Annotated in this window: 23 protein-coding genes and 1 tRNA gene; 17 read left to right on the top strand and 7 right to left on the bottom strand. The window is 39.6% G+C overall.

What is annotated here, in order from left to right:
* Window positions 1–39: 39 nt before the first annotated feature.
* Together PMEL_RS04765 and PMEL_RS04760 are read right to left on the bottom strand one after the other, a co-directional pair.
* On the bottom strand, window positions 40–1227 hold the full coding sequence (locus PMEL_RS04765; RefSeq protein WP_120174205.1) for a dicarboxylate/amino acid:cation symporter: 1188 nt from the start codon (window positions 1225–1227) through the stop codon (window positions 40–42).
* 344 nt (window positions 1228–1571) lie between these two features.
* Window positions 1572–1645 (bottom strand) — tRNA-Arg (locus tag PMEL_RS04760).
* A gap of 279 nt (window positions 1646–1924) precedes the next feature.
* Here PMEL_RS04760 and asnA point away from each other — a divergent pair.
* Window positions 1925–2962 carry an aspartate--ammonia ligase gene (gene asnA, locus PMEL_RS04755; protein ID WP_120174204.1) on the top strand — a complete coding sequence of 346 codons (1038 nt, stop codon included), beginning with the start codon at window positions 1925–1927 and terminating at the stop codon, window positions 2960–2962.
* A gap of 389 nt (window positions 2963–3351) precedes the next feature.
* Here asnA and PMEL_RS04750 read toward each other — a convergent pair whose 3' ends face one another.
* Together PMEL_RS04750 and PMEL_RS04745 are read right to left on the bottom strand one after the other, a co-directional pair.
* Window positions 3352–4236: a carbon-nitrogen hydrolase gene (locus tag PMEL_RS04750; protein ID WP_120174203.1), complete on the bottom strand. Its 885-nt coding sequence runs from the start codon at window positions 4234–4236 to the stop codon at window positions 3352–3354.
* Between the two features lie 88 nt (window positions 4237–4324).
* Window positions 4325–5392 carry an agmatine deiminase family protein gene (locus PMEL_RS04745; RefSeq protein WP_120174202.1) on the bottom strand — a complete coding sequence of 356 codons (1068 nt, stop codon included), beginning with the start codon at window positions 5390–5392 and terminating at the stop codon, window positions 4325–4327.
* 949 nt (window positions 5393–6341) lie between these two features.
* Here PMEL_RS04745 and PMEL_RS04740 point away from each other — a divergent pair.
* The 3 genes from PMEL_RS04740 to PMEL_RS04730 are packed head-to-tail and all read left to right on the top strand — an operon-like array spanning window position 6342 to window position 7406.
* A complete protein-coding gene (locus PMEL_RS04740; RefSeq protein WP_036924459.1) occupies window positions 6342–6620 on the top strand; it encodes a CD225/dispanin family protein in 279 nt (92 codons plus the stop codon).
* A 4-nt stretch (window positions 6621–6624) separates the two neighbouring features.
* The gene (locus tag PMEL_RS12480) at window positions 6625–7005 is read left to right on the top strand and encodes a DUF2752 domain-containing protein (protein WP_317125170.1); all 381 of its coding nucleotides are present in this window, start codon (window positions 6625–6627) and stop codon (window positions 7003–7005) included.
* A gap of 59 nt (window positions 7006–7064) precedes the next feature.
* Window positions 7065–7406, top strand: a complete 342-nt coding sequence (locus tag PMEL_RS04730; RefSeq protein ID WP_120174201.1) for a TM2 domain-containing protein — start codon at window positions 7065–7067, stop codon at window positions 7404–7406.
* A 107-nt stretch (window positions 7407–7513) separates the two neighbouring features.
* On the opposite strand, the gene PMEL_RS04725 is transcribed toward PMEL_RS04730, so the two are convergent.
* The 3 genes from PMEL_RS04725 to PMEL_RS04715 form a co-directional block, all read right to left on the bottom strand.
* On the bottom strand, window positions 7514–8260 hold the full coding sequence (locus PMEL_RS04725; protein ID WP_120174200.1) for a peptidylprolyl isomerase: 747 nt from the start codon (window positions 8258–8260) through the stop codon (window positions 7514–7516).
* A 111-nt stretch (window positions 8261–8371) separates the two neighbouring features.
* Window positions 8372–9178 carry a DnaJ domain-containing protein gene (locus PMEL_RS04720; RefSeq protein WP_120174199.1) on the bottom strand — a complete coding sequence of 269 codons (807 nt, stop codon included), beginning with the start codon at window positions 9176–9178 and terminating at the stop codon, window positions 8372–8374.
* 139 nt (window positions 9179–9317) lie between these two features.
* Complete coding sequence (locus tag PMEL_RS04715) at window positions 9318–9767, bottom strand: type I restriction enzyme HsdR N-terminal domain-containing protein (RefSeq protein WP_120174198.1); 450 nt, start codon at window positions 9765–9767, stop codon at window positions 9318–9320.
* Between the two features lie 223 nt (window positions 9768–9990).
* On the opposite strand from PMEL_RS04715, the gene holA reads away from it, so the two are divergent.
* The 13 genes from holA to PMEL_RS04645 all read left to right on the top strand — a co-directional run bounded on the left by holA (window position 9991) and on the right by PMEL_RS04645 (window position 24823).
* Entirely contained in the window at window positions 9991–11016 is a 1026-nt protein-coding gene (gene holA, locus PMEL_RS04710) for a DNA polymerase III subunit delta (RefSeq protein ID WP_120174197.1), read from the top strand.
* Window positions 11017–11853: 837 nt separating this feature from the next.
* Window positions 11854–12324, top strand: a complete 471-nt coding sequence (locus PMEL_RS04705; RefSeq protein WP_172586747.1) for a helix-turn-helix domain-containing protein — start codon at window positions 11854–11856, stop codon at window positions 12322–12324.
* Between the two features lie 1301 nt (window positions 12325–13625).
* Window positions 13626–14402, top strand: coding sequence for a dihydroorotate dehydrogenase electron transfer subunit (locus PMEL_RS04700; RefSeq protein ID WP_120174195.1), 777 nt, complete (start codon window positions 13626–13628; stop codon window positions 14400–14402).
* Window positions 14403–14519: 117 nt separating this feature from the next.
* On the top strand, window positions 14520–15428 hold the full coding sequence (locus tag PMEL_RS04695) for a dihydroorotate dehydrogenase (RefSeq protein WP_120174194.1): 909 nt from the start codon (window positions 14520–14522) through the stop codon (window positions 15426–15428).
* Window positions 15429–16534: 1106 nt separating this feature from the next.
* On the top strand, window positions 16535–17887 hold the full coding sequence (gene ffh, locus PMEL_RS04685; protein WP_120174192.1) for a signal recognition particle protein: 1353 nt from the start codon (window positions 16535–16537) through the stop codon (window positions 17885–17887).
* A gap of 32 nt (window positions 17888–17919) precedes the next feature.
* Window positions 17920–18804: a bifunctional methylenetetrahydrofolate dehydrogenase/methenyltetrahydrofolate cyclohydrolase FolD gene (gene folD, locus PMEL_RS04680; protein ID WP_120174191.1), complete on the top strand. Its 885-nt coding sequence runs from the start codon at window positions 17920–17922 to the stop codon at window positions 18802–18804.
* Window positions 18805–18984, top strand: coding sequence for a tetratricopeptide repeat protein (locus PMEL_RS04675; protein ID WP_004360124.1), 180 nt, complete (start codon window positions 18805–18807; stop codon window positions 18982–18984). It abuts the gene before it with no gap.
* A gap of 12 nt (window positions 18985–18996) precedes the next feature.
* The gene (locus PMEL_RS04670) at window positions 18997–19230 is read left to right on the top strand and encodes a ferredoxin family protein (RefSeq protein WP_025838159.1); all 234 of its coding nucleotides are present in this window, start codon (window positions 18997–18999) and stop codon (window positions 19228–19230) included.
* A gap of 2 nt (window positions 19231–19232) precedes the next feature.
* Window positions 19233–20318, top strand: a complete 1086-nt coding sequence (locus tag PMEL_RS04665) for a 3-methyl-2-oxobutanoate dehydrogenase subunit VorB (protein ID WP_120174190.1) — start codon at window positions 19233–19235, stop codon at window positions 20316–20318.
* An 18-nt stretch (window positions 20319–20336) separates the two neighbouring features.
* Window positions 20337–21104, top strand: a complete 768-nt coding sequence (locus PMEL_RS04660) for a thiamine pyrophosphate-dependent enzyme (protein WP_120174189.1) — start codon at window positions 20337–20339, stop codon at window positions 21102–21104.
* Between the two features lie 28 nt (window positions 21105–21132).
* On the top strand, window positions 21133–21675 hold the full coding sequence (locus tag PMEL_RS04655) for a 2-oxoacid:acceptor oxidoreductase family protein (RefSeq protein ID WP_120174188.1): 543 nt from the start codon (window positions 21133–21135) through the stop codon (window positions 21673–21675).
* A gap of 985 nt (window positions 21676–22660) precedes the next feature.
* Window positions 22661–23815: an OmpA family protein gene (locus PMEL_RS04650; RefSeq protein ID WP_120174187.1), complete on the top strand. Its 1155-nt coding sequence runs from the start codon at window positions 22661–22663 to the stop codon at window positions 23813–23815.
* 243 nt (window positions 23816–24058) lie between these two features.
* Entirely contained in the window at window positions 24059–24823 is a 765-nt protein-coding gene (locus tag PMEL_RS04645) for an acyl-[acyl-carrier-protein] thioesterase (protein WP_120174186.1), read from the top strand.
* Window positions 24824–24888 lie beyond the last annotated feature (65 nt).

The raw sequence follows: 24888 nt of genomic DNA, 5'->3' as shown, positions 1-24888 counted from the left end.
TACAGTTTCATTTTCCAAACTTCATATCTATTACATTTCCTAAGAAAGGGCAGATGACTCTTTTTTCTTTCCAAAGAATTTATTGACAACAAGGGCTATTGCTCCATCACCTGTTACATTACAAGCTGTACCAAAGCTGTCCATTGCAATATACAGGGCTATCATCAAAGCTTGTGCCTCTTGGTTAAAGCCTAAGATACTTGATAGGGGAGCTAAAGCTGCCATAATCGCACCGCCAGGTACACCTGGGGCTGCAACCATAATAATGGAAAGCATGAGGATAAAGTAAATGAATAGTCCTGGGTCATGTGGCAAACCTGTCAGCAGGCAGATTGTCAATGCACAAGCCGTAATCTTCATCGCACTACCACTGAGGTGGATTGTAGCACAAAGCGGTACAACAAAGCCTGCCACTTCGTCGCTTACACCATTTTTCTCAGTTTGCTTCAATGTTACTGGGATTGTTGCAGCAGACGAACTTGTTCCTAATGCCGTCAGATAAGCTGGCAACATATTCCATAGTAATCTGAAAGGATTGCGCTTCACAATTGTACCTGCAATGCAGAACTCATAGATAAGGATGAGTACATGCAGTACGAGGATAACAATGATAATCTGTGAGAAAACCAAAAGTACCTGTCGTGCCTGTCCGTTATGGGTCATACTGAGGAATACACCAAAGATATAGAGTGGTAGGAGAGGGATAATAGCCTTCTCAATCACTTTCTCAATAATAGTCTTGAACTCATTGAAGATATTCTCCATTGTGCGTAAACCACCGTATGCAATACCTAAACCAGCGATGAATGAGAATACTAAACTACTCATCACATCAACCATTGCAGGGATATTGATAGTAAAGTAAGGTGTCAGCTCTGTTGCCTTGTCAATATGTGGTATTGCTCCTCCTGTGGAAGCAATCATAGAGGGGAATAACCATGTTCCTGTTCCGTAGGACAAGCCGCCTGCTACAATCGTGTCTACATAGGCTATCGCTACTGTTGCAAGCAATAACTTACCTGCTCCTTTTCCAATTCCTGCAATAGCAGGTGTTACCAATCCAATGATAATCAGCGGAATCATAAAGCCAAGGAACTGACTGAAAATACTATTGAAAGTCAGAAACGCTCTTACTGCTGGATCTGGTAGATAATAACCAAGGAATAATCCAAACAGTATGGCAATGATAACGCGTGGGAGTAGTCCAATTCTGATTTTCTTCTGCATACTCTATTCTTTTAGGATGAATTAATCTATTTCTGAGTTAACTCGGTTGAACAAAAAAAGGATGAACAGTAAACAACCATACATCCTTTGTTACAATCTGTGACTCCATTGAGAGTTCTGTTTTCTCTTCTTAGTGACTCCGTTGGGATTCAGACCCAAGACCTTTAGAACATTTTTCTGACCTCATTCAGCTAAATGTCATCAAGGGATTATCACTTTTTAGAGACTCTTTAGGGAGTATTTCTTTCTTCTTAGTGACTCCGTTGGGATTCAAACCCAAGACCTTCAGAACATTTTTCTGACCTCATTCGGCTAAATGTCATTAGTGGATTATCACTTTTTAGTGACTCCGTTGGGATTCAAACCCAAGACCTTCAGAACCGGAATCTGACGCTCTATTCAGCTAAGCTACGGAGCCTAATGATAGTGCAAAGATACAGTAAAGTTTGCATAACTCCAAACGAACAGTAAACATTCTTGTTAAAGTTTATGATATAGAAGTGTGGGGTTCAAGGCTTAGGCCAATCCTTTATAACAAGTGGGAACATTAGATATAAGCTGTCATAAAGTTGTATTGCGTAGAGGAAATATGTTATTTTGTTAGATTGAGATGATGTTTGTTTCTCAGTCTGATAATTAATATATACCTTTGTGTGCAATTGAATAACTGATAAAAGATTAATAGAAAGGAACCATAATGAGTCAACTGATAAAGCCAGAAGGATATAAAGCTGTACTTGGTAAACGCCAGACGGAGCTGGGTATCAAACTGATAAAGGAGTTCTTCCAACAGAATTTAGCTACCGAGCTACGACTAAGTCGTGTTACGGCACCACTGTTCGTCCTGAAAGGATTAGGTATCAATGACGACTTGAATGGTGTTGAACGCCCTGTTTCCTTTCCTATTAAGGATTTAGGGGAAGCACAAGCTGAGGTGGTACATTCGTTGGCAAAGTGGAAGCGACTGACGTTGGCTGATTATGACATTCAGCCAGGCTATGGTATTTATACTGATATGAATGCTATCCGTGCCGATGAAGAATTAGACAACCTTCATTCACTTTATGTTGACCAGTGGGATTGGGAAGCGGTTATCACCGAAAGCGATAGAACACGTAGTTTTTTAGAGAATGTCGTTCGTCGTATCTATGCAGCTATCCTCCGCACAGAGTTTCTTGCTTGTGAGACCTATCCCCAGTTAGAACCCTTCCTTCCACAGACGATTCATTTTATTCATGCGCAAGATTTGTTGGATATGTATCCTACAATGACAGCAAAAGAACGTGAAGACACTATTTGTAAGAAGTATGGTGCGGTGTTTATTGAGGGTATTGGTTGTAGATTAAGTAATGGTGAGAAGCACGATGGCCGTGCTGCCGATTATGATGATTGGTCAACTATTGCAGAAGGCGGAAAGACGGGGTTGAATGGTGATATTCTCATTTGGTATCCTATCTTAGGACGTAGCATTGAACTTTCGTCTATGGGTATTCGTGTGGATAAGTCTGCCTTACTTCGTCAGTTGTCGATAGAGAAGCAAGAAGAACGTGAGCATCTCTTCTTCCATCAGCAGTTACTCTCTGACAAACTACCATTGTGTATTGGTGGTGGTATTGGTCAGAGTCGTCTTTGTCTGATAATGTTGCATAAAGCACATATCGGTGAGATACAAGCAAGTATCTGGCCTGAGGAAATGAGAAGAGCGTGTGAAGAAGCGGGAATGCCGTTGATTTAGAAGCCTACATATTATATTTATAGAACTAAAAAGAGCCATATCAAACTCTAAAAATGGGTTTGGTATGGCTCTTTTTGTATAACAATAGCAACTCTCAATCCATATCCAGCCTATGTGTTGGTGCTTAGCACGTGTGGTGCGCATGGTAAGCACCAATGGTGCGGATGGCATATTAAGTTGTACTATCTTGTTAGATAGTACAACTTATTATCATATTCCGTGTGGAAGGAGATGTTATTTAAGTCCTATCAAGCTATAATCATTAATAAAGAGAAAATCTCTTACCCTGTTAGGACTCCCTTCCTCATAACTTCCCTTCGGTCAATGACTGTTGGTTTAAGCGAGGAGCAGGGGGAATTCCCCTCCTTTGGAGGGGTTAGGGGAGGTTTTTAATCTATAAACCTTTTAGTTATCTCCCCATACTCATCGATTCTTCTGTCACGCAGGAAAGGCCACCAACGACGTACATTCTCGCTATGGTCAAGGTCGATGTTGAGGATAACGCTTTCCTCGTCGTTGTCACAAGCACGATAGAGCAGTTCGCCCTGTGGGCCAGCAACAAAGCTGCTTCCCCAGAACTGAATACCTTGAGTTTGCTCGCTTGGGTCAGGTTCATGACCGACACGGTTTACAGCAATTACTGGCAAACCGTTAGCAACGGCATGACCACGCATGACTGTTGTCCAAGCCTCACGCTGACGTTGCTTTTCCTCTTCTGTATCACTACTTTCGTAGCCGATAGCAGTTGGATAGATAAGCATATCTGCACCTTGTAATGCCATCAGGCGGGCTGCTTCAGGATACCACTGATCCCAGCATACAAGTACACCAAGGCGTCCTACGCTTGTATCAATTGGGTGGAATCCGAGATCGCCTGGTGTGAAGTAGAACTTCTCGTAGTAAGCAGGGTCGTCTGGAATATGCATCTTGCGATATTTACCAGCAATACTACCATCCTTCTCTATTACCACGGCAGTGTTATGATAAAGTCCTGGTGCACGCTTCTCAAAGAGTGATGTCACGATGACAATACCCAACTCGCGTGCTAACTCGCCATAGAAACCAGTTGATGGACCCGGTATCGTCTCGGCTAAGTCAAACTTATTCACGTCTTCTGTCTGACAGAAGTAAAGTGAATTGTGCAATTCCTGGAGGATAACAAGTTCCGCACCGCGTTGTGCCAAGTCTGTAATACCCTCAGCCAATCGTTCAATATTGTTTTTGATATCTGCAACATTGTGTTGCTGCAGGAAACCTATCTTAAGTTCTCTCATAATAAAGGTTTTTACCTTGTTTATGTTTATTGTTCTGTGTTCTATTTATTACCATTCCATCTATTGTCAACTCAAAAGATGAGCGGTGTTATTCGTTTAATGGTAGCTGCATCGTAAGACAGTGTATTGAACCATGCTGTCTGATGATAGTACGGCTGTCTATGGCGATGATTTCACGATCAGGGAATGCCTCTTGGATTGTGTCCAATGCTGCTTTATCCTTTTTGGGCTGGTTATAAGTTGGTACAAGTACTGCTCCGTTGATGATAAGGAAGTTCGCATGAGTTGCAGGCAGACGCTCGTCATCATCATAGATGGCATCAGGCATAGGAAGGCGGAGTAGGCGATAAGGCTTACCATCCAGTGTGCGAAGCTGCTTCAACTGTTCCTCTAAGAGTCGGAAATCCTCATAATGCTCATCCTCCTTATCGTCACATCCTATATACAATAAGGTGTCATTTGGTGCAATACGTACGATAGTATCAATATGTCCGTCTGTATCATCACCTGCCAACTGACCATAATCTAACCATATAACTCGCTCTACATTTGGGAAGAATAGGCGCAATTGTTTGTCTATATCCTCTTGTGTGAGAGGCTGATTACGGTGTGGGGCCATGAGACAACTCGTTGTTGTAAAGAGTGTACGCTCTCCATCACTCTCTATAGAACCACCTTCCAGTACAAAATCCTTGTGGTTTTCTAATACTCCTTGGAGGAGTCCAGCCTCGTAAAGTTGTCGATTGATTCTATTATCCTTTTCTGCTGCAAACTTCTCACCCCATCCATTGAAACAGAAGTCGAGTAGGTGAGGTGGCTGGAAGCTATCCTTTGATGTCTTGTTTGATATGAGAGAAATTGGAGCAACGTCGCGTGCCCAAGTGTCATTGTTATCACAAGCAAAGAGCGTTACACGTTTCATCTGATCCTCTTTCAGCCTTTCAGCCAGTAAAGAGCGTACAAGTTCAGTGTCTCTTGCTGTAATAAGCAATGCCTCATATCGTGAGATAGCGTCCGCCATTTGGAGATAAACCTCGGTAATATCTTCAAGATAAGGACACCAATCGGTATCTTCATGCGGCCATATCAGTATAACTCCGCTTTGTGGTTCCCACTCAGCAGGTAATCGAAAGCTATGATTATCGTTTGTGTTCATAGTGCAAAGGTAAGAAAAGAAAATGTTATACTTGTCTTTCCGTCTTTTTTTTATTATAATATATTCGTTTAGAGGATGTTGATATAAAGGCACGCATGGGTTGATATATGTCAAATAGCGGGGTTGATACGTGTCAACCTTATTGACGCAGGTCAAAATTTAATAGAAAAACAAAGTGAAAGTGTAAGTTTCCTTTGTGAGATTTTGGAAAGTGTACTAACTTTGCAAACACAAAACAACACAAGCAGCACCTCGTAAGGATAACAAAGAGGTTGCTGATAAAAATGGGCTTCAGTCTCAATAAGAACACAAGTAAAAGATTGTATAACTCAATAGAGGAAAGGAAACGTTATGAAAAAGAAAGTAAAGAATATGAGTGTTATGCGTAAGATGTTTCATTATATGACAGATGTTATTCGTGAATACAATATAGGTCGTGTAAACTGTTTGGCATAAATCAGATGCAGACTTATTCTTGCGCAATTCAAATGTAGTTAAGAAAGAATAATTGAGAGAATATAAAAAAGAATCGGGTTAGAGTCAATTGACTTTAATCCGATTATTGTTTATGGAAGTTTCTCGGTTTATTTGACTTTGTTTATGAACTTAGGGAAGAATGTATAAAGTTTTGTGATTGTTTTAACATATTAAAGAATTCCTGATGTTTTTGTGGAAAGATAAACTAATTAGGTTTACTCGCTCTTCTTGGCATATTTATAGATGTTATATTTGTTTAAAATGTATTTTTTTTGTTTGTGATAGAAAGAAAAGTCTTTCTTTAGCTTGTATATTTAATCTAAATTACTTAAATTTGTCCTCAGTTAAGTAATAGCTGAAAACAATAGCCCGTTTGTGAAGAGGTGTCACTTAAGACTTCCCCACCATAGTAGCAACGTGGTTCAATTAATAAAACAGAAAAAATGCCATGGGGAGTCGGCTCAAAAAAGTTATGGAAGAAATGAATACTCCTAAGCCAAATAACAATTTGGCTCTTGCGATTTTCACAACTGTATGTTGCTGTTTGCCAGCAGGTATCTATGCAATCATTCGTGCAATGAAGGTGAACGAGCTTTATATGATGAAACAATACGATGAAGCTGTTTTAGCTGCTAATGACGCTAAAAAGTGGAGTATTATTGGTATTGTTGTGGGTCTAATTGGTTCTATCCTTTATTTTGTTTGCTTCGGTGGTTTGGCTGCATTGAGCACAATGGCTGGATCTCACTAAATCCTTGAAACATACTATAAAGTGTATAGGTTGGCTCTGTTTGGGAGCCTTCCTATTAATTCTGTATTATTTCTATAACCCTGTTACGACTTTATGGGCACCTAAATGTCTCCTTAAGGTCGCAACAGGGTTACAATGTCCTGGTTGTGGCATTCAACGTGCGTTGCATGCTTTATTGCAAGGGCGGTTTTCAGAAGCAATTCACTATAATTATTTTCTTCTATTTTCTGGACCATACATATTATCGTTTGGAGTACGTGCCTTACTTCCAAAAGGGAAGGCTAAGGATAGTCTCACAAAGGTAATAGAAGATAAGCGGCTTATATGGTTGTATATAACCCTCTTTTTCATTTGGTTTATTGTGAGAAACATCCTAAAAATATAGTGGATATGAGTTTGAGAGCATGTAAAGTTATGTAAATTATTAAACCTAAGATAATCATTATGGAATCAGAAAAGGTGAATCATATATTGATGATGCTTTCATCAAAAATCCCTGCAGGAAGTATTCCGAGTGTTCGTACAAGATTGGAAAACACTGATATTAGTGAGTCAGAGATATTGGCTCTCCACTCTCAGATGAAAGATCCTTTGCTATCAATTCTTTTGTCAATATTTATCGGGACACTCGGTGTTGACCGTTTTTATATTGGTGATGTTGGTTTAGGTATTGGTAAGTTGTTGACAGGTGGTGGTTGTGGTATCTGGTGGCTTATAGATATCTTCTTGATAGTAGATGCTACTAAGCAGAAGAACTTGGAGCTTCTGTCATACTATCTTCGCTAAGAAAGATTAAACCTGCTGGGTTAAATAAGATTATCCTTGTATAGTTATTCCAACAAGAAATAACTATACAAGGAATGTTGTGTCATTTAATGTTTCATTATATAGGCTTACAATAAGTCTATAGTTTCTATCTTAACATCTTCTGTTGGGCGATCATTGCGGTCTGTATCGCAGTTTTGTATACGTTCAACAATATCAAGACCTTCCTCCACCTCGCCGAAGACGGTGTACTGGTTATCTAAGAAAGGAGTACCGCCAACATTGGTGTAAACTTCTATTTGTTCTTTTGTAAAGGTCGGCTTACCTTGTTCCTTGCAGATAGTCTTTGTTTGTTCTATCAGTTTATCTTGTAGTTCTTGCAGTCCTGCACGGTCACGATTACGTCTTAAATTCATTATCTCCTCGTGATGTTCTCGTGTAAGTTGATTGAATACCTGTTGTTCTTGTTGCATTGCCATCTGATGCTCCATTTGCTTCAGCTCTGCAGGTTTAAAGGTCTTTCCCCATACAATATAGAACTGGCTACCACTACTTTCTCTATTAGGATTCACTTCGTCACCAGTACGGGCTGCGCTTAAGGCACCACGTTTATGGAAGTATTGTGGATAAACAAACTCAGCAGGAATGGTATAATCGGGTCCACCTGTACCTAACATCTTACCCTTAGGTGCATTTTTGCTATCTGGATCACCACCTTGTATCATAAAGTCCTTTATCACTCGGTGAAAGAGAGTACCGTTGAAGTATTCTTCTTTTACCAGCTTTAGGAAGTTATCACGATGTTTTGGAGTCTCGTCATAAAGGCGAATAATGATATCACCTTCTGTTGTTTTTATTTTAAGTCTTGTTGCCATAGTGCAATTTTATGATTGTCTCTTATTGAAAATGCTTGTTATAATTTTATTAGCAATTGCTGGTTTAATATAAACCAGTCTACTTGTCCACTATAAATTCTTCAACTTTACTCACAGTCCTCTTGCTTTATAGATTCTTTCTTTGGCATCATTAATCTCTTGGAATTTCTTCTCAGCAGCCTTTCGAATATCTTCTCCAAGCGTAGAAACACGGTCTGGATGATGTTTAAGTGCCATCTTGCGGTAAGCAGCCTTGACCTCATCGTCTGTTGCTGATGGAGATACCCCTAATGCTTTATAGGCATCTTCAATGTTGCTACTTGCTTTTGCTCCACTTTCTAAGTTAAGCATGGACTCTACGTCTTGAGCTGAAAGCCCAAGATATAGGGCTATCTCCTTTAGTGCAAGAACTTCTTCTGGGCTTACTGTGCCATCTGCTTTTGCTATGATGACAAGGTAATTTAGTAGTTGTAGTCGTTGACTATCACTCGTATGAAAATGTATCTCTATGCAGCTCTTACGGATTGTTTCTTTAAATTGGTAAGGTCCTTGTTGCTTCTGTAAGTCAAATAACTTTAGTAGAATTGATTCTCCTTGGCTTACAGCCTGCTCACCGAAGTTATGACGAAGGAATTGGCGTACATACTCCATTTCAGAGTGCATTATCCTCCCATCGGCTTTTATAATATAGGAGGAAAGGACGAGCATCGAGAATAAAAAGGAATTGCGGTCTTCTTCAAAAGGACGTGCATCTCCAAAATGGCTCTGATCTCCATATCCATTTTGTCTATCATCTTTATTATCGCCTGTAATCGCTTCGTCAAGTATAGTACCTATACAATAGCCCACTAAGCCTCCCAGCATATTTCCGCTAAGTATCCAGCCTAATGCGCCACCAATCCATTTTCCAATTGCCATGTCTTCTTCTATATTATATGAAATAACTTCTGTTTATAGTTTCATACGGACTTATAAACAAAGATAGTGCCAAAGTATATTACTTCATTGATTGTAAAGATTAATAGAACGTATATATGAGGTTTAAACAACTATATTGTTAAATGTTTTGATAGTCTGGAATCGTCTCGAGAAATGCGTATGTTTGATTCTCATAATCCATTTTACAGATATAGGTATCTAAGCCATTTGATACAATCAGATAATCAACGTGGAGTAGGAGGTTATAAACAGATATCTGCTCAAAAACCTTCTGCGTCAATGGTATGGTAGGTGCTTTGTATTCAATAATCATCCTCGGATGAAGCTGATTGTCGTAAAGTACACTATCAGCGCGGACTTTCTTCTCACCTACTTGTAGTGGAACCTCGTTAGCAAGTAGGGTAACAGGGTAGCTCTTATGCTCAATGAGGTAATGAATAAAGTGTTGGCGTACCCATTCCTCAGGAGTAAGTGCTACATACTTCCTGCGGAGTACATCAAAAATCTGCTTTCGTCCGTTTACCTCTCTTACTCTAATCTGGTAAGGAGGGAGGTTAAGCTGCATCATATCTAAATATCTTATATATAATAAGGTGTAAAGTGTATGTTGAAAGTCAAATGAAAATTTTGTTTTCTATCTCTTTTCTATTAACTTTGCATGAAAGACCATACCGTAAGACTTTGGGAGATGTATTCCCTTAGATAGTTTTTCTATCAATATAGGTTTATATCCTTATATTTCTTACTTGTGTATATGGTTTATCTTTTATGCAAAGTTAATAAAAAAGTAAATGCCACCAAAGCAAGGACCAACATTTCAGAGTATTATGCAGGATCTGAAAAATAAGAATTTTGCTCCCATCTATATGCTGATGGGAGAAGAGTCTTATTATATCGATCAGATTTCTGGTTATATAGCAGAGCATGTTCTGTCTCCAGAGGAACGAGACTTTAATCAGACTATCTGTTTTGGATCAGACGTTACAGCTGTTCAGGTAGCGGATATGGCACGACGTTATCCTATGATGGCGGAGTATCAGGTTATCATAGTTAAAGAGGCGCAGAATATTCGTTCTTTGGAAGCACTCGAGAAGTATCTCAAAAATCCCGTAAAATCAACCATCCTTGTATGGTGCCATAAAAACGGGAAAATTGACGCACGTAAGAAAACTGTTGGTTTAGCACAGGCAGTGGGTGTCGTTTTTGAAAGTAAGAAGTTGCGCGACTATCAGCTCCCTGATTTTATCCAAAGTTATTTGAAGGAGAGGAAAGTTAGTATTGACCCAAAGGCATGTCAGATAATAGCTGATCATATTGGTGCAGATCTTAGTCGTCTTACTTCTGAGTTGGATAAAGTGCTTATCTCTCTTCCTGCAGACAATCTTATGGTGACACCAGAAGTAGTGGAGAAGGAGATTGGTGTCAGTAAAGATTTCAATGCGTTCGAACTTAGAAACGCGATTGTACAGAAGGATTGTTTTAAGGCAAATCAGATTGTGAAATATTTTGACAATAATCCTAAGGCTGGTTCTCTTTATTCTTTTCTCCCATTACTCTTTTCTTATTTCCAAAGTTTGATGATAGTTCATTATTCTCCTCGAAAAAATACAGAGCAAGATATCGCTGCTGCTTTAGATTTGCGTAATACATGGGGAGCTAAAGATTTCGTAATAGGCCAAAAGAATTATTCAGCTCGTAAAACGATGGACATAATTTCTATGATTCGAGATATTGATGGAAAGAGTAAAGGATTGGATAATCCTAATACTGGTGCAGGAGATTTGATGAAAGAGCTTATTTTTTTCATACTTCACTAAAAAGTAGTAGGACTTTTGATGCTTTTGGGGCATAAAAATCACTTATTTTTACCCGAAATCATGATATTTTAAGCTAAAAGGAGCACTCTGAAAAGGGTGCTTTTTTTATGTTTCCTATTGATTTATAGTGTAGTTAACTCATTTTGTCCTCTCCATTTTTCGCGTATTTTTCGACTTCTTTACCCTTGTTCGTAAATACTTTAAGCACGCAAAAAATGGGACTTTTTCGTAATAATTGATTTATGTTTCACATTCTTTTAGTTTTAGTTTTGTGAAATAAAAAACAGGTATTTTTATATTTTATGTTTGTATATGTTGAATAATACGGATAGTTTTTATATTGAAAATTGCACACACAAAAATGTATTTGCAAATCAAAATTAAAGTATTTACGTTTATAAATCAATATGCATTTTCATGCACTAAGCAGTTTTAATATATAATACATTGTTAATCAGATGTTTATTATAATTTATTAATACTATTATCAGCTTAAACTCTTGTTATCTCCCTTTTTATTGCATATTCGGCTGTTTTAGGTTTGTATATGCCAATAAAGGTTGTTTATAGCCAGTAATTTAGAGTTTTCGGCTTATTTATTCCTTTGATATTATATAGGTTTGTATATATCGTTTTGTAAATGTATATTAGAATTGCACATACTTAGCCCTTTGTGTTTGTAAAATGTAAATATCAAAAGTTAGATATACAAATGAAATATCATCAACTCATTATTTTGATATTTAAAATATTATGTTTACCTTTGTAAAGTTCTTAGAGAAGTAGCTAATCAGCTAAAAAACTTCTCTATTTGCTAACGAACGATAGAATTTGGATATGAAAGATCGAATCAGACAGCTTATGGAGAGTCAGCACATGACTCAACAAACTTTCGCAGATTTCATAGGAATCTCATCAGCATCTCTTAGTAGTATTTTTACTGGTAGAACTAAACCGACTCTAAATACAGTTGAGGCTATCAAGAGTAAGTTTACAAAGATTAATCTTGATTGGCTTCTGTATGGACAAGGACCTATGTTTAAGGATCAGGTTACTGAACCTAATTCTTCATCTGGAGAAGCTGGTATGATGTCTCCTGGAGTCTCTGAAGGTATGCTTGACTTTCCTAATCCTACCCCCTCCTCACTACCAGAGTCGGAACAGATAAACTCTCCATATAGTGATAATATGTACAAAAGTCCGTCTCGCACAGCGGTAAAATATATTGACAAACCGCAACGGCGTATCACAGAGATTCGTATCTTCTTTGATGACCAAACATGGGAGACTTTTGTTCCAAAGAAGTAAGCCTTCGGAATGTGAAAATGATATTCAAAGAATAGCACTCGGAGTTTGTAAACGTATTCGTTAACTTCCGAGTGCAAAGTTACATTAGATATCTCTTAAAACAATTTCTAAGTAGCGTACATTATTCTATAGGAGTCTATGTAGTCTTTCTTACAAGCCTTTGTTTCTATTTTGATGTATTTGCTCTTACTATAAAGAAATAGGTGTTTATAGCATGCAAACGAACTTTAAGCCCACAAAGATCTTTTCTCTTATTAATACTACTGGGTTCTTACGTTTTTATCATGTCTATCCAGAGTTTTGAGGTGTTACGATAGACTTAAATTTAAGCGTTTACTTACAAAACTATTTTCGATTTAGTTTGCTGTCATTTTAACATTTAGCACAAACTCCTTATAAACTAATTAGTTATACACTCTCTTTGGGTGACAGTAGTGACAGGAAAGTGTAAATCTAAGGAATCGTATGTTGGAAGCGGACTATTTATTTAAACTTGATAAAGCAATTACATAGTGTCTTATCGTCTCTTTTCTTACTCTTCAATTTATGTATAGAAAGTTTTGCTCTATTTTGTTTGTATTCAGCAGTATTCATCATAAAAACTATATTTTCGAACATAAAAGAAAGGGGCAGATATGAGCTTACGAAGTCAATATTTTGTATGTCTATGTTCTTCTCGCTTGTCTTATGTTCATTGTAAATCTCGGTAGATGTTCAGTATTGGTAAGGTCAGCACAAGGTAACAGCGTGTCAGGACCCTGGTTGAACTGTCTTGTAAGCGCATTGATATCTTCTGGACAATCTTCACACAAAGGTAGCTGAAGAAGAGAACTGAAAAAACTTCCATAACTGAATACCTTGCCGTTAGTTTCACCTCTGCTTAATATCGATTCGGTAAGTTTTCAAGGTTTAACTTTGAAAAACATCTATTATCTGATTAATTCCTCCGAAAGAAGTGATTCAATCTCATACAAAGGTTGTTGATACAAGGATTTACAGCGTGTCATAGCTTACTTTGTTGTTTTTCGAGATGTTTACCCCCTTAGCACATATCGTGCTAATCATCCACACCATGTGTGTTAGGAACTAACACATTATGTGCTGGGTTATAGCACGGAGACTGAAAAAGCATAAGATAGTTTCTTTCTGATTATATATAAAGGTGTTAATTGTGTTATTAATGTGATAGATGTTTATGGGCATTACTCATTTTGAAAGGATTTCTTTCTGTTTTTTTCTTCAATCAGTCTATAATCGGGATATTTTACCTATATTTGCATAGTTTTAAAAAGCAAAGCAAGATGAAGAAGTATGTCCTCGACTTGAAGGTATCTTCCGTGGAACGTGTCAATGCAAGGAATGTCCTTATTAAGCTGACAGATGAGAAACCGCTTCCAGAGATGCTGCCTGGTCAGTTTGTAGAGGTGAGAGTGGACGGCTCGCCTTCTACCTTTCTTCGCCGTCCTATTTCCATTAATTTTGTTGATAAAGAGCGTAATGAGTTGTGGCTGCTTGTTGCAACTGTTGGAGAAGGTACGCACACGCTTGCACGTCTACGTGAAGGTGACGTGTTAAACTGCGTGCTTCCTTTGGGTAATACGTTTGCACCTTTGACAAGTCCGTCAGAACGAGTATTACTTGTAGGCGGTGGTGTTGGTGTTGCTCCGTTGCTTTATTTCGGTAAGCAGATAAAGGATGCTGGCGGTTCGCCTGTCTTTTTGTTGGGAGCTCGTACAGAAGCCGACTTAGCAGAGGTGTCGCTTTTCGAGAAGTATGGAAAGGTATGTATTACTACTGAGGATGGTTCTATAGGTGAGAAAGGTTTTGTTACAAATCATTCTGTTTTGTCCACAGAGCGTTTTGACCGTATTTCGACATGTGGTCCTAAGCCAATGATGATGGCAGTGGCACGTTATGCTCATGAGGCATCAATTCCTTGCGAGGCTTCGTTAGAGAATATGATGGCGTGCGGTGTTGGTGCTTGTCTGTGCTGTGTAGAGAAAACGACAGAAGGAAATCTGTGCGTTTGTACAGAAGGTCCAGTCTTCGATACACGTAGATTGATGTGGGGAGAATAAAACAGATAGGAGTGGTTGAAGCTTAGTTCCCTTTTATTATACCTATTATATTAATAGTGCTAAATAGGAAGAGGAAGCATACAATCACATAGTTTTGTAAAAATAGATGATTATAATATGGCTGATTTAAGTGTAAAGATAAGTGACTTACAGCTCAAGAATCCTGTGATGACAGCCAGTGGCACCTTTGGCTATGGTTTGGAGTTTGCTGATTTCGTACCATTGGAAGAAATTGGAGGTATTATCGTCAAGGGTACGACACTGGAACCACGTGAGGGAAATGACTATCCACGTATGGTAGAAACACCTCAGGGAATGCTTAACTGCGTAGGTTTGCAAAATAAGGGAGTAGACTACTTCATCGAACATATCTATCCTCAGATAAAGGATATCGACACGAATATGATTGTCAATGTGAGTGGCAATTCGCCAGAATCGTACGCAGAAACCGCAGAGAAACTTGATGCATTGGAAGGTATTCCAGCTATCGAGGTAAATATCTCATGCCCTAACGTGAAAGAAGGCGGTATGTCGTTTGGTGTCACCTGCTCTGGAGCTGCTTCTATTGTTAAGGCTGTGCGCCAGCATTATCATAAGACAATGATTGTGAAGCTCTCGCCAAATGTCACTGATGTAGCCAGCATAGCACGTGCTTGTGAAGATGAAGGTGCTGATTCTGTATCATTGATTAACACGTTGATGGGAATGGCGATTGATATAGAGCGTCGTCGTCCGAAGTTGAGTATCCGTACGGGAGGCTTGAGTGGGCCTGCTGTAAAACCTGTTGCTGTGAGGATGGTTAATGATGTGGCAAAGGCTGTGAAGATACCAGTCATCGGTTTAGGTGGTATTTCTACTGCTGAGGATGCTATTGAGTTCCTTATGGCAGGAGCTACGGCAATTCAGATAGGAACTGCGAATTTCATTGACCCACAGGTTACGATAAAGGTGCGTGATGGTATTAATGACTGGCTTGACCGTCATGGCTGTATGTCGGTTACGGAAATCATCAACTGTCTTGTATAGACTTTTAAAGCAAGAATGGGTAAGAGAAAGTTTTATTTTTTCGACTTGGTTTACTTTGTTGGAGAGCGGTTACATCAACTTTTCCCAGGGCGTCGTAGTATTGATGGAGTGTTACTAATACCTTTAGGGATTATGTTCCTTTTGGGGTATTGCTTAAATTTGCTGAATATCACACTGCTTCATTTTACTGGATGGAAAGAAAAAACTGTAATCTGTGTACTTATACTTTTATCGTATATCATTGTATATTATATATATCAGGTGCGAGGACGACATAGTCGTGTAATGACTCATTATCGGGGATCTATTTATGATAGTCCGCCTACGCTTTTGTTTGTTTTCATTGCTTGGATGATTATTCCTAATATATTGTTATTGCTGCTCATAAATTTTGTAGAATAAACAAGGTTTTATGAATTCAGTATTTTGATTAATAGGGAAGTGCCGACATCGTTTTCCTCTTTTCAGAGAGTGATGTCGGCACTTCTTTTTTGTTTCCTGTTTGGAAAAATGTTTACATCTTTAAGGCTTCTTATCCTTCAATAAAGGCATATAAATAGTTGTTTTTAGGGTGCTTGTAACTGTTATTATATCAGTTAGTTATAAAGCTGTGCAAGAAAAGGTGCTTAGTTTGGGTTCAAAAGGGCGTTAGTTAGACTCCAAAAGGGCATCTTTTGCAAGCTGAAAGGGCATCTTTTCGAAGGCAATTAAGCATCAATTAAAATCTGGTTTGTGAAAAAATAAGACAAAAGTGTATATCTTCAGTTTCTCTTTCGGGTGGAGAGTAAAAACTGCGTGACTTTTATTAGACTTTGGAATACTCTTATCATTATTTTTATATATCAAATTTAGAAGCTAAGTTGAATCTAATAAGTTGCGATTTTTAGTTGTGTCTAACTCTCTCTTCTTACCATAATGGATAAAAAGTAGGGCAATTGTACGATTTGTTTTACATTTTTTTGCACAAAGTCTATTTATATGCGCATTATTATAAGGTGTGTGTTTTAAAATACATTAAAATAGCAGCCATTCGCTTGCGGTATTATTTTCCTTTTTATTATCTTTGTAAGATAGAATAAAAATATATAAGTTTACGTTTAAAAGCAATGTTTGAAAATTTAAGTGATCGTCTTGAACGCTCCTTTAAGATTCTCAAGGGAGAGGGAAAGATTACAGAGATAAATGTAGCAGAAACCCTGAAGGACGTGCGCAGAGCGCTTCTTGATGCCGATGTTAACTATAAAGTTGCAAAAACCTTTACTGATACCGTAAAGCAGAAGGCATTAGGTATGAACGTACTCACAGCCGTTAAGCCTGGACAACTCATGGTTAAGATTGTACATGATGAGTTGGCAGAGTTGATGGGTGGTGAGGCTGTCGGTCTGAATTTATCAGGTCGTCCTTCTATCATTCTTATGAGTGGTTTGCAAGGATCTGGTAAGACAACATTCTCTGGTAAACTGGCAAACATGCTCAAGACAAAGGAGCATAAGAATCCTTTGTTGGTTGCTTGTGACGTCTATCGTCCTGCAGCTATCGATCAGTTGAAGGTTGTTGGTGAACAGGTGGGTGTAGCTGTCTATAGTGAACCTGAAAACAAGAACGTGAATGAGATTGCTGATCATGCACTTGCTGAGGCAAAGGCAAAGGGGCACGATGTTGTCATCATCGATACCGCTGGTCGTCTGGCCGTTGATGAGGAGATGATGAACGAGATAGAAAGTCTTAAGAATCATGTTCATCCTGATGAAACACTGTTTGTTGTTGACTCAATGACAGGTCAGGACGCAGTGAATACAGCTAAGGAATTCAATGATCGTTTGGATTTCAATGGCGTTGTTCTCACAAAACTTGATGGTGATACACGTGGTGGTGCGGCATTGTCAATCCGTACAGTCGTTACAAAGCCTATCAAGTTCATTGGTACGGGCGAGAAGATGGAGGCTATCGATGTGTTCCATCCAGGTCGTATGGCAGATCGTATCTTGGGTATGGGTGACGTTGTTTCACTTGTTGAGCGTGCACAAGAGCAGTTTGATGAGGAAGAAGCAAAGCGTCTGCAGAAGAAGATTCAGAAGAACCAGTTTGATTTCAACGATTTCTATAATCAGATACAGCAAATCAAGAAGATGGGTAACTTAAAGGACCTCGCTTCTATGATTCCTGGAGTAGGCAAGGCTATCCGTGATGTCGATATTGACGATAATGTTTTCAAGGGTATTGAGGCAATTATCCAGAGTATGACACCAAAGGAGCGCACAAATCCAGAATTGCTCAATAACTCTCGTCGTCAGCGTATTGCTAAGGGTTCTGGTACCAATATACAAGAGGTGAACCGACTCATTAAGCAGTTCGACCAGACTCGTAAAATGATGAAGATGGTTACTGGCTCGAAGATGGCTGGTATGATGAGCAAGATGAAGGGTATGCCGGGAATGCCAAATATGCCGAAGATGTAAAAGACACATATTTATCAAATAATATCATTACTATGGAATATCAGTTAATAGACGGAAAGGCAACTGCAACTGTGATAAAGCAGGAGATTGCCAAAGAAGTGAAGGCTATTGTCGCCGAAGGGGGCAAACAACCCCATCTGGCTGCCGTTTTGGTGGGACATGATGGGGGAAGTGAAACCTATGTAAAGAATAAGGTAATTGCCTGCGAACAGTGTGGGTTCAAGTCTACGCTCATTCGTTTTGAGGCTGATGTGACAGAAGAAGAGCTTTTGGCTTGTGTGGATAAGCTGAACAAGGATGAGGACGTTGATGGCTTCATTGTTCAGCTCCCTTTGCCAAAGCATATTGACGAGCAGAAGATCATAATGGCTGTTGACTATCGCAAGGATGTGGATGGTTTCCATCCTATCAATGTGGGTCGTATGGCAATTGGTCTACCTTGCTTTATCTCTGCTACACCATTGGGTATTCTTACCTTGTTGCAGCATTATCATATTGAGACTTCTGGTAAGAAGTGTGTCATCTTAGGCCGAAGCAATATTGTTGGTAAGCCTATGGCACAGTTGATGATGCAAAAACAGTATGGTGACTCTACAGTAACAGTATGTCACTCTCGCTCAAAGGATTTGAAGAAAGAGTGTCAGGAGGCAGATATCATCATCGCAGCTATTGGCAGACCTGAATTTGTAACAGCTGATATGGTGAAGCCTGGAGCAGTGGTTATCGACGTCGGTACAACACGTGTTGAAGACGAAACACGCAAGGGCGGTTTCAGATTGTGTGGTGACGTGAAATTTGATGAGGTTGCTCCTCTCTGCTCTTTCATTACTCCTGTTCCGGGTGGTGTTGGTCCTATGACCATCTGTTCACTAATGAAAAATACACTTGCTGCAGGCAAGAAAGAATACTATAAGTAGATGACAGCAGAAGAATATTTCCAACGAGGTAATGAATGCCGACAGAGAGGCGACTGGCAAGAAGCCTTAGCTAACTATATGGAGGCAATCGAGTTGGACCCTAATTCTCCAGCAGTAATCGCAAAAGAAATGGTGGAGAATATTCTTAACTTCTATAACAAGGATGCGTATAATCCTTAAAATACAAAAACTATGAGCAAGATGAAAGGTGCCATTGTAGTAAACACAGATCGATGCAAAGGATGCCAGTTGTGTATCGTTGCGTGTCCGAAAGATGTTATTGCATTGGCTCAAAAAAAGGTAAATGTCCACGGCTATCCGTATATAGAGTCTGCACGACCAGATGATTGCATCGGTTGCGCCGCATGTGCTACGGTTTGTCCTGATGGCTGTATCACAGTCTATCGTAAAAAGGTGGAGGTATAATTATGGCAGAACAAGATGTAAAATTAATGAAGGGCAACGAGGCTATCGCCCATGCAACTATTCGCTGCGGTGCTGATGGCTATTTTGGTTACCCTATCACTCCTCAGAGTGAGATAATTGAGACACTTTCAGCCTTAAAGCCTTGGGAGACAACAGGTATGGTTGTACTTCAGGCTGAGAGCGAGGTGGCTTCAATTAATATGATTTATGGTGGTGCTGGTGCTGGTAAGCGTGTGCTGACAAGTTCTTCATCACCTGGTGTAGCTTTGATGCAGGAAGGTATCAGTTATATGGCTGGTGCAGAACTCCCAGGCGTCTTTGTTAACGTTCAGCGTGGTGGTCCTGGTCTTGGAACTATCCAGCCGAGTCAGAGTGACTACTTCCAAGCAACGCGTGGAGGTGGTAATGGCGATTACAATGTGATTGTATTGGCGCCAAACTCAGTACAGGAGATGGCTGACTTTGTTGACTTGGCTTTCGAGTTAGCATTCAAGTATCGTAACCCTGCAATGATTCTTTCTGATGGTGTGATTGGTCAGATGATGGAGAAGGTTGTACTTCCTCCACAGAAACCACGTCGCACAGAGGAGGAAATCCGTAAGGAGTGTCCTTGGGCTTCAATGGGTCGTACAGCTGATCGCAATCCTAATATCATTACTTCTTTGGAATTGAAGCCAGAGATAATGGAAGTGAGAAACCTCCACTTACAGGAGAAGTATCGTCAGATTCGTGAGAACGAAGTACGCTTTGAGACACAGCAGTGCGAGGATGCCGACTATGTTATCGTTAGTTTCGGTAGTGCTGCACGTATCGGCGAGAAAGCTGTTGAGTTAGCTCGTGAGGAAGGATTGAAGGTCGGTTTGTTCCGTCCAATCACTTTGTGGCCTTTCCCAAGCAAGCAACTTGCAGAGCTTTGCAAGGATAAGAAGGGTGTGTTGGTAAGTGAAATCAATGCTGGTCAGATGGTACAGGATGTACGTTTGGCTATTAACGGAGCATTACCAGTAGAGCACTTTGGCCGCTTAGGTGGTATCGTTCCTGACCCTGAAGAGATTGTCAATGCACTCAAGGAAAAGTTAGTAAAGTAAGAAGGGAGGACGTATATTATGACAAATGATATCATTTCACCTGAGAATCTGGTGTATAAGAAGCCTACTTTGATGAACGATACGACAATGCACTATTGTCCAGGTTGTTCACATGGTGTGGTACATAAGTTAGTTGCAGAGGTAATCGAAGACATGGGAATGAGTAATAAGACGATTGGTGTATGCCCTGTAGGCTGTGCCGTATTTGCTTATCGCTATCTTGATATCGACTGGCAGGAGGCTCCTCATGGTCGTGCTCCAGCGGTTGCAACGGGTATTAAGCGCCTTTGGGAAGATCGTTTGGTATTCACTTATCAGGGTGATGGTGACCTTGCTTGTATTGGTACAGCAGAGACACTCCATGCTTTGAACCGTGGTGAGAACTTCACAATTATCTTTATTAATAATGCCATTTATGGTATGACTGGTGGTCAGATGTCGCCTACAACACTTATGGGTCAGAAGACTGCAACTTGTCCATACGGTCGTGAGCCAGAATTGCATGGCTATAATCTGAACATTACGGATTTGGCAAGTCGTCTGAAAGGAACCTGCTATGTAACTCGTCAGAGTGTTGACACCGTTGCTTCAATCAATAAAGCAAAGCGTGCAATACGCAAGGCGTTTGAAGCAAGTATGCAAGGAAAGGGAAGCTCGTTAATTGAGATTGTTGCAACCTGTAATAGTGGTTGGAAGCTTACTCCTGTAAAGGCTAACGAGTGGATGCGTGAGAATATGTTCCCTGAATATGAAAAGGGAGATTTGAAAGACACTACAGGTCTTTAATTCTTCTCCCATATAAATAAGGTGTAATATGAAAAAAGAGATAATTATTAGTGGCTTCGGTGGTCAGGGCGTACTCTCTATGGGTAAGATTCTGGCTTATTCGGGACTAATGGAAGATAAGGAGATAACATGGATGCCAGCTTATGGTCCAGAGCAGCGTGGTGGTACTGCCAATGTTACTGTCATTGTAAGCGATGATCGTATCTCTTCTCCTATTCTCAGCAAGTATGATGTAGCGATTGTGTTGAACCAGCCTTCACTGGATAAGTTTGAGCCAAAGGTTAAACCTGGTGGTATGCTTATTTATGATGGTTATGGAGTCTTCAATCCTCCAACTCGTAAGGACATCACAGTCTATCGCATAAATGCTATGGATAAGGCTGCTGAGATGAAGAATGCTAAGGTGTTTAATATGATAGTTCTGGGTGGTCTGCTCAAGGTTTGTCCTGTTGTCAGCACTGATGGACTCAAGAAGGCACTTTTCAAGAGTTTGCCAGAACGCCATCATAAACTCATTCCGCTGAATATGGAAGCAGTGGAGGAGGGTATGAAGATTATTGCTCAGCAATAATCAATCTCTCATTGCTGTAGAAACTTCTATGGTAATGATGAAAGTGAACCTGATTTTTTATAACTCTCTAATTTGTTAAAGGGACCTAAGCAGTGATGCTACGGGTCCCTTTTTTTCTTTGCTTATAGGTGATGGCATGTTATTCTATATGGGTTCTATCCAGTAAATATTTCCCATATAAGTTAATTATAAGTAGCTTGCTATAATATAATGAAGTATAAAGACTCTCTTTGACGATGTTTATTCTATGTATTATAGCTCCGCACGTATTGTGCTATTGCTCCGCACATGTTGTGTTGTAGGTCAACACTAATGGTGTTGAGCATTAATTAGCTTGCAATATAAAACAGAGGGAAGTCTTATTTGTATTTATTGAAAATCGGTGTAAGGTTTGTAACAAATAAGCCAACTTATATGATATGTTTACTTACACTTACAAAAGACTATAGAGTGTTTTTCTTTTAAAGCCAAATCAGTCATTAGACCACAATATGTACATTCTTACGATGATATGAATTGTTTCCTAACATATTTTATTTTCTTATCGACATCTTGTCTGTCTTTGTAACTTGACGTAGCCCGCTACGCCTGCGCCCAAACGATAGCCAATCTGCTCGATAATAAAACAAAATATGTTTAGGCTCTAATGACAGATTTGGGTTAAAAGCTGTTTCTTAATGAGAGAGAAGATGTAATTTAAGTTTTATAGGACAATAATAACTCTATAAATATTTAAGCAGAAATGCCCCTACAAGGCGCAGTTTTGCTTTATTTCCTTATTTATTTTTGTATTATAAAGACGAAAAAAATATAAACATTGTTCTTTATTTCCTCCTTTGTGGTTGTTTTTGCTCATTATATAGGGGGGCGTGCAGATTTTTCCCCAAAAAAATTTGGTTGTTTCATTATTTTTTTATTACTTTGCACCGAGTTCAAAACATTGACATTATACATTTTACAAAATATTAATTAATTCAGAGAAACAATGAAAAAGTTAGTTTTAATGTTGGCTGCAGCTTCTATGGCAGCATCTGTTTCTGCTCAGACTGTAGCAGAAAGCAAGACATTTGATAACATCTACGTTGGTATTAACGGTGGTGTTGCAACAAAGACAACTGGTCACAAGTGGTTGAGCGACCTCGATCCAAACGCTGGTATCCGTATCGGTCGTTACTTCACTCCAGTATTCGGTCTTGCTATTGAGGGTAACGCATACTTCTCAAACAAGCCTTGGGGTTCTACAGGTACAGTAGTTCGCGCTACTAACGCAAGCTTGCTCGGTACTGTAAATCTTAGCAACTGGTTCGGTGGTTACAAGGGTGAGCCACGTACATTCGAGGTTAGCGCACTCTATGGTCTTGGTTGGATGCACGTATTCTCTAACAACCAGCTCTTCAAGGCTGCTACATCTGAGAATCGTAACCGTATGACTTCTAAGGCTGCTCTTGACTTCGCTTTCAACTTCGGTTCAGCAAAGCAGTTCCAGTTCTACGTAGAGCCTTCTATCAACTTCGCATTCTTGGGCCAGACTAACTCACACAACGTATCAGCAAGTCCAGCAGGCCCTGTTTTCACAGAGGTTCATGCAGACTATGGTTACAAGGCAACTGGTCAGGCAGGTCAGCCAGCTTACAACATCAACAACTCATTCGTTCAGTTGAATGCTGGTCTCGTTTACAAGTTTGCTAACTCTAACGGTACACACAACTTCACAATCGTTACTCCACGTGATCAGGCTGAGATCGATGCTCTGAACGCTCAGATCAACGAGCTCCGTAACCGTAAGCCACAGGTTGTAACTAAGGAGACTGTTAAGGAGATTGTTAAGGAGGTTCCTACAGTTAAGGTTAAGGAGTTCACAGTTTCTGACCTCGTATTCGTAACCTTCGCACAGGGTAAGTCTACTCTTACAAACGATGCTAAGAAGGCTCTTAACAACGTTAAGCAGGGTGTTCACGTTCAGGTTGTTGGTACAGCTTCTCCAGAGGGTTCTAAGGAGCTTAACGATCGTCTCTCACAGGCTCGTGCTGACGTAGTTGCTAACTACCTCAAGGGTCGTGGTGTTATCGTTGATGAGGCTACTGGTAAGGGCGTACAGGGTACAACTTCTAACCGTCTCGCTGTTGTTTACGTAAAGTAATCTAACCGAATAGGTTAAGAAGGTTTATCCTTCGAACAATAAATATTGGGGATGCATCTTTAAGGTGCATCCCCTTTTGTTTGTTTATATGTGGAGTTTTTCATAAAGAAATTATTAATAAGTACAGCAGTAGTAGTTTAGTTTTCCCTGCTAATGATAGAATAATCTTGTTGATTCTCCGTTATATAAAATGTAACAAGTGGTATAATCGCTTGAAACAACTTGATAGTGAAAAAGGGGTATATGGAAAAGTTATCAAAGATAGGAAGATATGAGTTTTTAGCGGAGCCGTTTCATTGCGACTTCTCTAATCAATTGTTTATGGGTCATTTAGGCAATCACCTGCTGAATGCTGCAGATTTTCATAGCAACGATCGTGGTTATGGTATGAACTATCTCAATACTGTCAACAAGACGTGGGTGTTGAGTCGCTTGGCTATTGAGATGGAGGAAATGCCAAAGGCGTATGATAAGTTCTTTGTAGAGACTTGGGTTGATAGTGCTTTGAAATCATTTACAAGCCGTAACTTTAAGGTTGTCGGTGAGTCTGGCCATATTTATGGCTATGGCAAGAGTGTTTGGGCAATGATTGACCTTGACACACGTCAGCCTGTTGATATTCTTTCCGTTCGTGACGGTTTGATTAACGAGTATATAGAAACTGAATATCCTTGCCCGATAGAGAAGTCTTCACGTGTTAAGATGTCAGCTGATGCCGCTCCTATTCGTTCAATAGATACCTATTATAATGATGTAGATATCAATGGACATATTAACTCTGTCAAGTATATAGAGCATGTGTTAGATCTTTGGGATTTGTCTTGGTATAAGCAACACAGTATCAAGCGTTTTGAGATAGCATACGTGGCAGAATCTCATCAGGGAGATAAACTTCACTTCTATCGGGAGCAGAGAGAAATGGAGACCGATTTTAATGTAAGAATAACGAAGCGTAATGCAGAAGGGGAAGAAACAGAAGTGTGTCGTTGCAGAGTACAGTTTGTTTAACCCAAATTCTATAATATAATATTTGCTGTCACTCTTATCACCCATTGTGAATATATAAGTGATTA

The organism is Prevotella melaninogenica (assembly GCF_003609775.1).
Classification (GTDB): domain Bacteria; phylum Bacteroidota; class Bacteroidia; order Bacteroidales; family Bacteroidaceae; genus Prevotella; species Prevotella melaninogenica_A.
Note: the sequence above shows the minus strand (reverse complement) of the source record. Positions and strands in the feature narration are given on the sequence as shown.